Annotated in this window: 12 protein-coding genes; 7 read left to right on the top strand and 5 right to left on the bottom strand. The window is 55.4% G+C overall.

What is annotated here, in order from left to right:
• Positions 1 to 24: 24 nt before the first annotated feature.
• From pta to ACIRQ6_RS01760, 7 genes are read left to right on the top strand one after another with little or no spacing between them, the layout of a single operon-like run.
• Complete coding sequence (gene pta, locus ACIRQ6_RS01790; protein ID WP_420862419.1) at positions 25 to 1,023, top strand: phosphate acetyltransferase; 999 nt, start codon at positions 25 to 27, stop codon at positions 1,021 to 1,023.
• Positions 1,024 to 1,779, top strand: coding sequence for a sulfite exporter TauE/SafE family protein (locus ACIRQ6_RS01785; RefSeq protein ID WP_420862418.1), 756 nt, complete (start codon positions 1,024 to 1,026; stop codon positions 1,777 to 1,779).
• Positions 1,780 to 1,810: 31 nt separating this feature from the next.
• A complete protein-coding gene (locus ACIRQ6_RS01780) occupies positions 1,811 to 4,630 on the top strand; it encodes a molybdopterin oxidoreductase family protein (RefSeq protein WP_420862417.1) in 2,820 nt (939 codons plus the stop codon).
• Positions 4,627 to 4,818: a hypothetical protein gene (locus tag ACIRQ6_RS01775; protein ID WP_420862416.1), complete on the top strand. Its 192-nt coding sequence runs from the start codon at positions 4,627 to 4,629 to the stop codon at positions 4,816 to 4,818. The genes ACIRQ6_RS01780 and ACIRQ6_RS01775 overlap by 4 nt, the downstream gene beginning before the upstream one ends.
• Positions 4,815 to 5,561 (top strand): 4Fe-4S dicluster domain-containing protein, encoded by a 747-nt coding sequence (locus ACIRQ6_RS01770; RefSeq protein WP_420862415.1) that lies wholly within the window; start codon positions 4,815 to 4,817, stop codon positions 5,559 to 5,561. Before ACIRQ6_RS01775 ends, ACIRQ6_RS01770 begins: the two co-directional genes overlap by 4 nt.
• Positions 5,561 to 6,433 (top strand): dimethyl sulfoxide reductase anchor subunit family protein, encoded by an 873-nt coding sequence (locus ACIRQ6_RS01765; protein WP_420862414.1) that lies wholly within the window; start codon positions 5,561 to 5,563, stop codon positions 6,431 to 6,433. Before ACIRQ6_RS01770 ends, ACIRQ6_RS01765 begins: the two co-directional genes overlap by 1 nt.
• Complete coding sequence (locus tag ACIRQ6_RS01760; RefSeq protein ID WP_420862413.1) at positions 6,434 to 7,411, top strand: nuclear transport factor 2 family protein; 978 nt, start codon at positions 6,434 to 6,436, stop codon at positions 7,409 to 7,411.
• Between the two features lie 22 nt (positions 7,412 to 7,433).
• On the opposite strand, the gene ACIRQ6_RS01755 is transcribed toward ACIRQ6_RS01760, so the two are convergent.
• The 5 genes from ACIRQ6_RS01755 to ACIRQ6_RS01735 form a co-directional block, all read right to left on the bottom strand.
• Positions 7,434 to 8,438: a LacI family DNA-binding transcriptional regulator gene (locus tag ACIRQ6_RS01755; RefSeq protein ID WP_420862412.1), complete on the bottom strand. Its 1,005-nt coding sequence runs from the start codon at positions 8,436 to 8,438 to the stop codon at positions 7,434 to 7,436.
• Positions 8,435 to 9,316 carry a carbohydrate ABC transporter permease gene (locus ACIRQ6_RS01750; RefSeq protein WP_420862411.1) on the bottom strand — a complete coding sequence of 294 codons (882 nt, stop codon included), beginning with the start codon at positions 9,314 to 9,316 and terminating at the stop codon, positions 8,435 to 8,437. The genes ACIRQ6_RS01755 and ACIRQ6_RS01750 overlap by 4 nt, the downstream gene beginning before the upstream one ends.
• Positions 9,317 to 9,320: 4 nt before the next feature.
• On the bottom strand, positions 9,321 to 10,346 hold the full coding sequence (locus tag ACIRQ6_RS01745) for a carbohydrate ABC transporter permease (RefSeq protein ID WP_420862410.1): 1,026 nt from the start codon (positions 10,344 to 10,346) through the stop codon (positions 9,321 to 9,323).
• A gap of 78 nt (positions 10,347 to 10,424) precedes the next feature.
• On the bottom strand, positions 10,425 to 11,660 hold the full coding sequence (locus tag ACIRQ6_RS01740; RefSeq protein WP_420862409.1) for an ABC transporter substrate-binding protein: 1,236 nt from the start codon (positions 11,658 to 11,660) through the stop codon (positions 10,425 to 10,427).
• A 94-nt stretch (positions 11,661 to 11,754) separates the two neighbouring features.
• Complete coding sequence (locus ACIRQ6_RS01735; RefSeq protein ID WP_420862408.1) at positions 11,755 to 12,804, bottom strand: ABC transporter ATP-binding protein; 1,050 nt, start codon at positions 12,802 to 12,804, stop codon at positions 11,755 to 11,757.
• Positions 12,805 to 12,886 lie beyond the last annotated feature (82 nt).

Raw genomic sequence — 12,886 nt, 5'->3', positions numbered from 1 at the left:
TGTATGCCCATAGGTTCTGAAATCATGTTGCCGCCGCTTGCATCCTTGATGGATCGTGCGGCGGCAACACCCAAGACCGTCGCGTTGAGCGAAGGAAGCGACCCACGGGTCGTTTCTGCCGCTTTGGAGGCCCGCAAAATGGGTCTCGCACAGATCATTCTGGTCGGAGATACATCCGCCGTTGAGGCCGAAATCGCCACTCAAGGCGGCGACCTCTGCGGCATCACGATCCACGACCCCGACAACACCGATCTCCACGAAACTTGCGCCGCGACATATGCGGAACTGCGCGCTAAAAAAGGTGTGACGCTGGAAACCGCTGCGAAATTGGTGCGTGATCCGCTGATCTTCGCCGCCCTATTGGTACGTCTAGGCCATGCGGACGGCACAGTTGGCGGTGCTGTGGCGACGACATCGGACACCGTACGCGCCGCCTTACATGTGATCGGCAAGGCCCCGGACGCCGCCATTGTGTCCAGCTTTTTCCTGATGTGCCTGCCCGCGGATCATCCCTTGGGGGAACCGGCTATGGTCTTTTCCGATTGCGGAATGGTCATTGATCCCGATGCCAATGAACTGGCCGCGATCACCCAACAAGCCGCGGCTAGTTTTGCAAGCCTGATGGGCGACACGCCCCGCGTTGGCATGCTGTCCTTCTCGACAAAAGGCAGCGCGCGTCATCCAAATGTCGACAAAGTCACCCAAGCCTTGGCGCTGGTTCAGGCTGCCGCGCCAGATCTGGCCGTTGATGGCGAATTGCAACTGGATGCGGCCTTGGTTCCATCTGTTGCCGCGGCCAAAGCACCAGACAGCGACGTTGCAGGCGAAGCCAATGTGTTGATCTTCCCCAATCTGGACGCCGGCAACATCGGCTACAAAATGGCCCAGCGCTTTGGTGGGGCAACGGCCATCGGACCCGTCCTGCAAGGCCTCGCAAAACCCGCCAATGATCTGTCGCGCGGCTGTGTGGCCGAGGATGTCCTCGCTATGATCGCCGTCACTGCCGTGCAGGCATCCACATAAATGTGGGACGCGCTCAACCTTCCTCCGCAGGACATGGCGTTGTTGATCGCGATTTGCTTTGCAGCAGGGGTTGTTCGCGGGTTCTCAGGCTTTGCCTTATCGGCACTGGTGATGGCGGCTGGCACGATCATCCTACCACCGGTTGCCCTGATCCCAATTTGTTGGTGGCTTGAAATGGCGGCCTCGGTATTGATGCTGCGCGGCGGGTTTAAAGACGCAAACAAACCCGTGGTCTTTTTGCTTGCCGGGGCCTCGGCCATTGGGGTGCCACTGGGACTTTGGGCCACGATGTCGATTTCACTGGAAGCGTCAAAAACCATCGCATTGGTCCTTGTGGCTGTTTTGGCGGCAACGCAACTGGCCAAAATAAGACTGCCCTTTTTGGCAACAAAATCTGGGACGGCCACAGCGGGGCTTTGTGCAGGGATTGTGACAGGCCTTGCCAGCATTGGCGGCATGGTTATTGCCCTTTTTGTCTTGGCACAAAACACCCAAGCTCGCGAAATGCGCGCCAATCTCGTGCTGTTTTTGTTCCTTGGTGCAGTGACCTCTTTGGTCAGCTATTCCCTATCGGGAATTATGGACCGCGATGCGATTATACGTGGGCTGGCTTTGGCTGTGCCAACATTGGCCGGTGTCTGGATCGGCAAGACCTTTTTCACTCCAAAATATGAACCCTATTACAAGCCCTTTTGCCTGACGCTTTTGATTGGTCTGGCAGCCGCAGGTTTGATACGCATGGGGGTATCGCGCTGATGCCCGCCACTATTCCAAAGGACATGATCTGATGCCCAAAGACCAACCTTTTGTCGACACCTCACCCAAAGTCAGCGACGAGATCCGCAAGACGACATGCTACATGTGCGCCTGCCGCTGCGGGATCAACGTCCATATGAAAGATGGGAAAGTGGCCTATATCGAAGGCAACAAAGACCACCCGGTGAACAAAGGGGTTCTGTGTGCCAAGGGCAGCGCAGGCATCATGCAGGTCAACGCGCCATCGCGTCTGCGCGCCCCGATGAAACGTGTGGGCGAGCGTGGTTCGGGCGAGTTTGAAGAGATTTCTTGGGATGAAGCCTATGACATCGCCGAAAAATGGCTGACCCCAATTCGCCGCGACAACCCTGAAAAGCTGGCCTTCTTTACCGGCCGCGATCAGTCGCAGTCGTTCACCTCCTTCTGGGCACAGGGGTTCGGCACACCCAACTATGCAGCTCATGGCGGGTTTTGTTCCGTCAACATGGCCGCCGCTGGTATCTACACGATGGGCGGCGCGTTCTGGGAATTTGGCCAGCCGGATTGGGACAACACCAAGCTATTCATGCTGTTTGGTGTCGCCGAAGATCACGACAGCAACCCGATTAAGATGGGTCTGGGCAAGCTGAAAAAACGCGGCGCCAAAGTCATCGGTGTGAACCCAATCCGTTCGGGCTACAACGCGGTTGCTGACGAATGGCTGGGCATTACGCCGGGCACAGACGGTTTGCTGATCCTTGCTTTGATCCATGAACTGATGAAAGCAGGCAAGATTGATCTGGACTATCTGGCCCGCCTCACCAACGCGCCCGTCCTGGTCAATCAAGACCCCGACAGTGCTGAATTTGGCCTTTTCCTGAAGGACAGCGATGGTAAACCACTGGTCATTGACCGCCGCACAGGCAAACCTGCAGCCTTTGACGGCAAAGGGGTCGAGCCTGACCTCAGCGCCACCTATCGCCACGGCGGGTTCACCCATGTGCCTGTGTTTCATTTGATGGCGGAACGCTATCTGGACGAACAATATGCCCCCGAGAATGTGGCGGATGCTACTGGGATCAAAGCGGAAAAGATCAAACACATCGCCGCTGAAATCGCCCGCGTGGCCTTTGACGAAGCCATCGAGATTGATCAGGAATGGACCGATTTTCGGGGCGTAAAACACCCCAAGATGATCGGGCGTCCAGTCAGCTTCCACTCCATGCGCGGAATTTCCGCCCACGCCAACGGATTTCAGACCTGCCGCGCGCTGCACGTGTTGCAAATCATCCTCGGTAGCGTCGAAGTTCCCGGTGGTTTCCGCTTTAAACCCCCTTATCCCAAGCCCCCAACGGCCCACCCCAAACCGCACTGCAAAGTGACACCGGGCGGCGCATTGGATGGCCCACATCTTGGGTTCGTGCACGGTCCTGACGATCTGGCCCTTAAGGATGACGGGACCCCTGCCCGCATCGACAAGGCCTTCACTTGGGAAAACCCCATGTCCAGCCATGGCTTGATGCATATGGTGATCTCCAACGCCTATGCCGGTGACCCTTACAAAATCGATACGCTGTTTATGTATATGGCGAACATGTCGTGGAACAGCAGCATGAACACGCGCGGCGTGATGGAGATGCTGACGGATAAAACCGAGGACGGCGAATATGTGATCCCGCGCATCATCTATTCCGATGCCTATTCTTCCGAAATGGTGGCCTATGCCGACTTGATCCTGCCGGACGCCACCTATCTGGAACGCCACGACTGCATCAGCCTTCTGGATCGTCCGATCTGCGAGGCTGACGGCGTGGCAGATGCCATTCGCTGGCCCGTGATCGAACCTGATCGCAACGTCAAAGGCTTCCAATCTGTGCTCTGTGATTTGGGCGCGCGCCTTGGTCTGCCCGGTTTTGTTAATGAGGACGGCAGCCAGAAATACGACGATTACGCTGATTATATCACCAACCACATCCGCCGACCCGGTGTAGGTCCATTGGCCGGTTGGCGTATGGGCGAAAAGGGGTTGCAAGGCGGACGTGGCGAGGCCAACGAAGGCCAACTGGACAGCTACATCGCCAATGGGGGCTTCTGGCACGAAGACGTGCCCGACAATGCCCGCTACTACAAACCGTGGAACATGGCCTATCAGGACTGGGCGGTAGAAAAAGGCTTCTACGACAGCGTTCAGCCCTACATCTTCCAACTCTACGTCGAACCGATGCGCAAATTCCAACTGGCCGCCGAAGGCCACGGCGACCGCCAACCGCCAGATCACTTGCGCGAACAGATCAAAACCAAGATGGATCCGCTGCCGATCTGGTACGATTCAGTCGATAGCCACAACGACGAATTCACTGTCAACGCCCTGACTCAACGCCCCATGGCGATGTACCATTCTTGGGGCAGCCAAAACGCGTGGTTGCGCCAAATCCACGGCCACAACCCGCTCTACGTGCCCACCAAAATCTGGCAGGCCAATGGGTTCGCCGACGGCGATTGGGCGCGGGTGACATCCCCCCATGGCGAGATCACAGTGCCAGTCGCCCACATGGCCGCCCTGAACGAGAACACGGTCTGGACATGGAACGCCATCGGCAAACGCAAAGGCGCATGGGCCTTGGACAAAGATGCACCCGAAGCCACCAAAGGCTTCTTGCTGAACCACCTGATCCACGAATTGATGCCGCCAAAAGGCGACGGGTTGCGCTGGTCCAATTCCGATCCGATCACAGGCCAAGCCGCGTGGTTCGACCTGAAAGTGAAAATCGAACGGGCCGACGCACCAACGGAATCTCAACCGCGCTTTGACCCGATCAAATCCCCCGTTGGTCGCGGTCCGGAAAACCTTGAATGGAAGGTAGGCAAGTGAGCACGTCCCGCATCCTTCTTCTCATCGGTGGCTTTATTCTGCTGACTTTTGGCTCTTTCATCTATTTCGTGGCCACATGGGACCGCGAAAAAGAACAGCCCGTCAGCCAAGCCCCCGTTTTTTCTTCGCCTCAATACTCCGGGGTTTGGGGCAACGCCCCTGCCACAACACAAGGAGACGTCCTATGACCCAACTCCCCACCCATACCGAAAAGAAACTCGGCCTTGTCATCGACTTGGACACTTGCGTCGGGTGCCACGCCTGTGTCGTCTCGTGCAAAGGATGGAACACCGAAAACTACGGCGCACCCTTGTCGGACCAAGACGCCTATGGCGCGAACCCGTCGGGAACATTCCTGAACCGTGTGCATTCCTACGAGGTCCAACCCGAGGCAGGCCCTGCCCAAACCATCCACTTTCCCAAATCCTGCCTCCATTGCGAAGACGCGCCCTGTGTTACCGTCTGCCCCACAGGCGCCAGCTACAAACGGGTCGAAGACGGGATTGTTTTGGTCAATGAAACCGACTGCATCGGCTGCGGCCTGTGTGCATGGGCCTGCCCCTATGGCGCACGGGAAATGGACCAAGCCGAAGGTGTTATGAAGAAATGCACCCTCTGCGTGGACCGCATCTACAACGAAAACTTGCCCGAAGAAGACCGCCAACCCGCTTGCGTGCGCACATGCCCCGCAGGCGCCCGTCACTTCGGCGATCTGGGCGATCCGGACAGCGATGTCAGTCAATTGGTGGCGGAACGCGGTGGCATGGACCTGATGCCAGAACAAGGCACAAAACCCGTGAACCAATACCTGCCACCGCGGCCCAAAGATACATGGGAAGAGGTCGACATCCTCGCCCCCTTCCTTGAACCTGTCGCGGCCGAACCCAAAGGATTCTTGGGCTGGCTCGACAAAGCTCTGGAGAAAATCTGATGCATCCAGCACCTTCCGTCATTCTGTTCACAGTCTTTTCTGGCATTGGTTTTGGCATGCTGGTCTTTTTAGGCCTCGGCATGCCGAATGTCAGCGGCTGGACCGCGTTTATCTTCTACGCCATCGCCTACATCATGGCTGTAGGCGGTTTGTTGTCTTCGACCTTCCACTTGGGCCACCCCGAACGCTTCCTCAAAGCGTTCACCCAATGGCGCACAAGCTGGCTCAGCCGTGAAGGCATTCTCTCTGTGGCAACCCTGATCACCATGGCCCTGTTTGCGGCCAGCCAGGTCTTCATGTCCAACACTATCGCCCCTTTGGGTTGGCTTGGCGCGTTGCTATCGCTGGGCACAGTCTACGGCACCTCTATGATCTATGCCCAACTCAAAACAGTGCCGCGCTGGAACCAACCAACGACACCGGCGCTGTTTCTGATCCTGTCCCTTGCAGGTGGCAGCTTGATGACTGGCAATGTCACCATCGCACTGATCTTGCTGCTGCTCGCAGGCGCATTGCAAGCCTTTGTCTGGTTCACTGGTGACAGTCGCTTTCAGGACGCAGGCCACACAATGGAAACCGCGACAGGCTTAGGCCCCATTGGCAAAGTGCGACAGTTCGAAAGCCCTCATACAGGCACCAACTACCTGCTCAAGGAAATGGTCCATGTGGTGGGTCGCAAACACGCCCAAAAGCTACGGATCCTCTCGCTACTGTTGATGGTCTTGATCCCTGTTGTCCTGCTTTTGTTGCCGTTCACGCATATCTTTGGCGCCTTTGCCGTGCTCAGCCATATAGCAGGCGTTATCTGTGCCCGCTGGTTGTTCTTTGCAGAAGCCGAACACGTTGTAGGCCTATACTACGGCGCGCGATAAATGCCTTTTCTTCCCGGCTTTGACGAACGCTGGCAAGACGCACCTGACTATATCCTAGGGATCACCCACGACATCTGGGAAGCGCGTCGTATCGACAGCTTGCACAACTACTACGGTCCTGATCTGATCGTGCGCTCTCCTGCCTGTGTGGTCAAAGGCAACAAAGGCATTATCGGCGCAACACAGTCCACCTTGGCCGAATTCCCGGACCGGGAACTTTTGGGCGAAGACGTCATCTGGACGCCCACGCACGACGATAGCTTTCTCAGCTCGCACCGCCTTTTATGTACTGCGACACACAGCGGCGATGGCATGTACGGCGCAGCCACTGGCAAGCGTTTGGAATACCGGATCTTGGCCGATTGCTGGTGTCAAACCAATGCCGTCAAAGACGAATGGCTGGTCAGGGATCAAGGCGCAATCGTCCTGCAAATGGGCTGTGATATCGTCGATTGGACCCGCGACCTGATCGCCCGCGAAGGGGGACCAGAGGCTTGCGTCCCCCCACTCACTGCACAAACCAATGTGGCAGGCCCCTACACTGGGGCGGGCAATGATCACGAAACGGGTCAACGCTTGGCCGATATCCTAGGTCAAATTATGCAGGCTGGCTTTTGTGTCATCCCAAAGGCCTATGATCGGGCCTGCGCCCTACACTATCCCAGCCACACGTCAGCCCATGGGCATCAGGCCGCAGATCAGTTCTGGCTGGGCCTTCGCAGCGCCTTGCCCACGGCGAACTTTACCGTCGATCATGTTATAGGCCAGACCAGCGATATCATGCCACCACGAGCCGCAGTGCGGTGGTCTTTGCACGGCACTCACGATGGATTTGGCCATTTTGGAAAGCCAACTGGCGCGCCGGTCTATATCATGGGCATAACCCACGCCGAATTTGGCCCTTGGGGCCTACGCCGCGAATACACACTGATCGACGAAACAGCGGTGTGGAAGCAGATATTACTGCATACGGGCTAGGGTTTCTTTTTTCCCAAAATACTCAAATTCGACTGCTGCTACCACGTACGACCAGTTCAACATTCAGCGGAACCGGCGCAATCACAGCCTGCCCCTGCACCGCCGCCATCAATAAGGCCACGGTTTCATCGACCATGCCTTGCGAGTTTTGCCGTAAGGTCGTCAGATCGTAGCTGCGCCATGCCGCCGTCGGCACATCATCAAAACCGATGACGCACACATCATCTGGCACTTTCAACCCCAACGGGCCACGCAACGCATCCATTACAGTGAACGCCATATAGTCATTGGCCACAAACACCCCTTGGGGCCGGTCAGGGCGGCCAAACATTTTCAAAGTCGCGGCATGGGCGCGGTCCGGATTGAACTCGCCATCCTCAACCGCCACCAGTTCCAAACCCAGTTTCGCACATTCCACACGAAAGCCGGCTTCCCGATCATTTTGCGTACTGGCGGCATGCCAACCGGCAATATAGCCCACACGTTCAAGACCAATGTCGGCAAAATGCTGGGCTGCCATTTGCCCACCCCTTTGGTTGTCCGAGACAACGGCCAATTCGCCCGCGTCCCCCAGACGACGATTAAACAAGACCACTGGCACATCGTTCTGGCGGCAAAGCTGCGCCAAATCCGAGGTCAGCGAGACCGACATCAAAACCAGTCCGTCGACTTGATAATCCAAAATCTCGCGCACGACATGATCGACATTGCCCTCGGTATGGGAGGCCATGAACACCAACACATGATAGCCTTGCTTTTCTAAACTCGCAGATAGCTGTTCCAAGGCACGCGGATAGAAATGGTTGTCCAGATAAGCGACCACAAGACCAATCATCCGCGACCGACCCGTCAGCAAGGACCGTGCTAGGGCGTTCGGACGGTAGCCCAAATCAGCCGCAGCTGCGCGCACTTTCCGGGCGGTCTTTTCGCTAACAGATGCACCGGGCGTGAACACCCGACTAACCGCGGATCGACTAACGCCAGCAGCTTCGGCCACATCCAGCGATGTGACCTTACCGCTGCTCATCCTTTAACAGCACCGGCAGTCAAACCACTGACGATGTGACGCTGGAAGAACATCACAAGGATGAACAAGGGCGCTGTCGCTGAGACCACAGCCGCCACCGCAAACATCACGTTTCCCTCGGTCTGGGTCGTCCCAAGGAAGCTTGCAATTTTGGGCACCATGGTTTGGTTTTCCTTGCTCAACAGCATCGCTGTGACCGCAAAATCGTTGTAGGCCAAAAGGAAGCTAAAGAGTGCTGTGGTGATCACGCCGGGCCACATGACCGGGATGATCACATGGCGGAAGGCTTGGAACTGGGTGCACCCGTCAACGCGCGCACTTTCATCCAATTCCTTTGGGATCTTTTGGAAAAAGCTGTGCAACATCCACAATGTAAACGGCTGATTGATCGCCACCAGAACAATGATCGACGTGGGCAAAATCCCCCAGAGGTTCCATTGAAAGAACGGTGGCAAATAGCCGGACACCAAAGTGATTGGTGGCATCGCACGAAAGATCAACGCAATGATCAACAGCCAAAACGTATAACGATAATTCGACCGCGACAGGGCATAGCCCCCCAAGGTACCGATGGTCAGCGACGTACAGACCACAAAGATACACACGATAAATGTGTTGAACACGGCCCGCCCGAACCCTTCTTGGATCCATGCGCCTGCATAGCCAGTTGTGGTAAACGGACTGCCATACACCTCTTCGGTGTTCTTACCGGTTAGGCTGTTGGTCCAATCTGCGATGGAAAAGAAATCCAACTCAACCTTAAAGGAACCCCACAAGGTCCACATGAATGGGAACGCTGCGAGGGTTAGCCAAAAGGCGATGAACAGGCCCGCGAAAATCTTGAGGCCGAGCGGTTGTTGTGTTGCTTTGGACGCCATCAGATCACACCTTCGAATTAAAGTCGCGCCATGTGCGCACAAGGACGGGCGATAGCAGGATCGCAACCCCGATGATGGTCAGCACCGAAGTGGTAGCTGCCGATGACAAAAGCCGCGTCTCGCCCTGAAGATCATTAAAGATGATCCAACTGAACGAGGTTGCATGGGCCTCGGCATTAAAGCCAACGATGGGCTCAAATACCCTGAAATTATCCATCAACTGAATTAGCGCCACAAAGGTCACAAGGGGCATCAAGTGCGGAATAACGACGTAGCGGATTTGCTGCCAGCGTGTGGCCCCATCGATCATCGCACTTTCCAACGTGTCCTGCGGCAGGGTTTGCAGGCCCGCATAAAACACCACAAACGCAAACGGCGCAGAGTTCCAGACCCCATAGAAAATCAGCGTGATCCATGTCAGCGTGGTTGATGCCTTGAGAGATAAATTGGGATCGTCAAAGACCCATTGCAAACTGTTGCCGATGACCCCGCGACTGTCGATCATCCAAAACAGGATCAGCGAGCCAATCAATGGCGTCACAATCATTGGCAAGAGCGAGAAAAAGATCACCAACCCCTTAAGGTGCCGGTGCAAGGAATTGACCGCCACGGCGATGGCAAAGCCCAGCACGATCAGAAGTGGCGTCACCGTAAAGGTATAAACCAGCGTAAAAAACATCGCGCGATAGAATGGCAGGTTTTGAAGGGTCTCGAAAAAGTCTCCGATACTATCGCGGGTCTTCCAAGCGGCCGCGACTTCGGTCACCGCCAAGTGCCCGCGATCCAAGTAAATCTGCGCACCGACAAATTTGCCCAGAGGTTTTTCATCACGCAAAACTTGCGTGGCCTCGTTATCAACTGTGGTTTCTTGCGTACATCCAAATGGGCCGCAATTTTCGACAACTTTCAAAACCTGATCATGCGGCGTGTGCATGGACTGGATCACCACCGAAATAATCGGCAGTGCGATAAACAACAGCATGGCAAGGGCTGTTGGCAGGAAGAACCAGAAAAAAGTCTTATGCTTCATGGATCAGGTCGCCCATCAGGTTAGGAAAATTGTGAATGGCAGGGGCACGCATCTGCGCCCCTGCCTTGGCTCTGCAAATTACTGCAGGAAGCCTTTTTCTTTGGCTGCAGCAGTGTAGGCTGCTTCAGCGTCTGCCAAGGCTTGCTCGGCGCTTTCCTTGCCTTGCATAAAGTCAGACAATTCAGCACCCAAAGCTGTGTGCAATAGACCTTGGAACGGCAACATTGGATATGGCACCGAGGACGAGTTCGCTGCCGCAAACACGCCAGTGGCCGCTGGTGTTGGCTCGTAACCATCGATCAACCAAACCGCTTGAGTGGATGTCTCTTCGTTTAGAATTTCTGGACGAACAGCATGCGTCAACGCAATGAATGTGGCTTCTGCTTCTTCGTCAGAGATGTTCTTGGCGACTGTCCAGCCGTCCCACCACAAAGTTGTCGCAGGTGTCGAACCACCACCAACAGTCATCGGGCCTGCGATTGCAAAGCCGGCTTTGACCTCATCAGAGACACCATCTGCATCTGTCATAGTTGCAGCACGGCTACCCCACATGTTCATCAATGCAACGTTGCCTGCACGGTATTCAGCGTTTGTGGCATTGGAATCATGTGTAAGGTAGTCCGGGTTCATATACTCAGACAGTGCCTTCATCATTTCCAATGTCGCCACACCGGCTTCGTTGTTGATGCTGACTGTAGCTGTGCCCGGCTCAAAGAATTCGCCGCCATGACCGATATACATGTTGTTGAATTCCTGCGCGAGGTTCCAACCAGCTTTGTAAGCACCGCCAACGGGGTTTTCCATCAGACCCATCGAACGGATCTTTTCAGCGGCTGCCAACATTTCCTCGTAGGTTGTTGGGGCCTCAACGCCAGCTTTTTCAAGCACGTCAGCGCGGTATACCAAGTGCTGCGCGTTGGCCATAAAGGCAACGGCCATCACCTTGCCATCAATCGTGATCAGCTGATTTTTCTTGAGGCCTTCACCATGTTTGGCGACCAGATCGTCCAGCGGGCGAATAACATCTTCGTTGATCAAGGCAACGATGGACGAGTTGGCAACAATCGCTGATGTGTATTCAGCAGGCGTACCAGTCATGCCGGGCACGTTGATTGTCTGGTGATCGGCTGTCAGGTTCGTTTTGACCTCGGCACCTGTGCATTCTTGTGCCGCAGCACCCACAGTTTGGATCGCCGGGAATTCATTGCCCACAATAGATACGCGCGCATCAATGGCGCAGCCATGACCCCCCGCATACGAGGCCGTTGCGGCCAACGACAGCACCATGGCTGTTGAGATTTTCTTCAGAAACATTTTCGACTCCCTGTTTCTTGTTTTTATGGATGTGTCTTGCAAGTCCACATCCGGTGATGCCCCACCCGATAGAGGTGAGGACAAATTGGGGGGCTTAGCCCTCCAATCGTTTGCCTGTGCTTGGATCAAACAAATGGCAAATTTCAGATGGGATCTCGATGCACACAGCATCCCCAATTTCGGCACGGTAGTCTTTGTCGGCTTTTACACTGACCAAAGCCCCTCCTGCCCGAACGGTGACCATGGTGGAATCGCCCAGCAATTCCATGGTGTAGGCGGGCGCGTTAATCTGTGCCGCCTCAGGCACAACACGCGCGTCTTCGGCACGGTATCCAAGGGTGATCTTGCCATCAGGCCCCTTCAGTCCAGACACCTCGATATTGTCGGCACGAAACACTCCGCCGCTCAACTCACCATCGATAAGGTTCATTGCGGGCGAGCCAATAAAGCTGGCCACAAAGGTGTTGGCAGGCTTGTCGTAGATATCAACCGGGGTTCCGACCTGTTGGACCACGCCTTTTTCCATGATCACAACCCGGTCCGCCAGCGTCATCGCTTCGATCTGATCGTGTGTCACGTAAATCGTGGTCACCTTCAAAGTGTGGCTCAGGTTCTTGATCTGGGCACGGGTACTGACACGCAATTTGGCGTCCAAATTCGACAGCGGTTCATCCATCAAAAACACATTGGGTTCGCGCACAATCGCACGCGCCAATGCCACACGTTGGCGTTGGCCACCAGACAACTCAGCCGGTTTGCGGTGCAAAAATTCGGTCAGCTCAACCATTTCAGCCGCCCGCATAACCCGTTCGTTGTGGGTCGCAGGATCGACTTTGCGCACTTTCAAAGGAAAGCGGATGTTGTCGTACACATTCATATTTGGGTACAAACCGTAGGATTGAAACACCATGCTGATGTCGCGGTCTTTGGGTTCAAGATCGTTGACCACTGTGCCATCAACGATAATTTCGCCGTCTGTGACGTCTTCCAATCCGGCGATCATCCGCATGGTCGTGGTCTTGCCGCAGCCGGACGGGCCTAACAAAACCAGAAACTCTTGATCTGCAATTGTGAGGTCAAAGTTTTGCACCCCAACGAACGAGCCCCAACGCTTTGACACGTTGCGCAGCTGTATTTCAGCCAAATCAGAACCTCCCTGGATCCTGTGCGCGAAATTATTTTGCACACGTTTGCAAAAAGGCTACGAAGAGCCATCTGATTTGCCA

The organism is Algirhabdus cladophorae, assembly GCF_044772865.1.
In the GTDB taxonomy this organism is placed as follows: Bacteria; Pseudomonadota; Alphaproteobacteria; order Rhodobacterales; family Rhodobacteraceae; genus Algirhabdus; species Algirhabdus cladophorae.
Note: the sequence above shows the minus strand (reverse complement) of the source record. Positions and strands in the feature narration are given on the sequence as shown.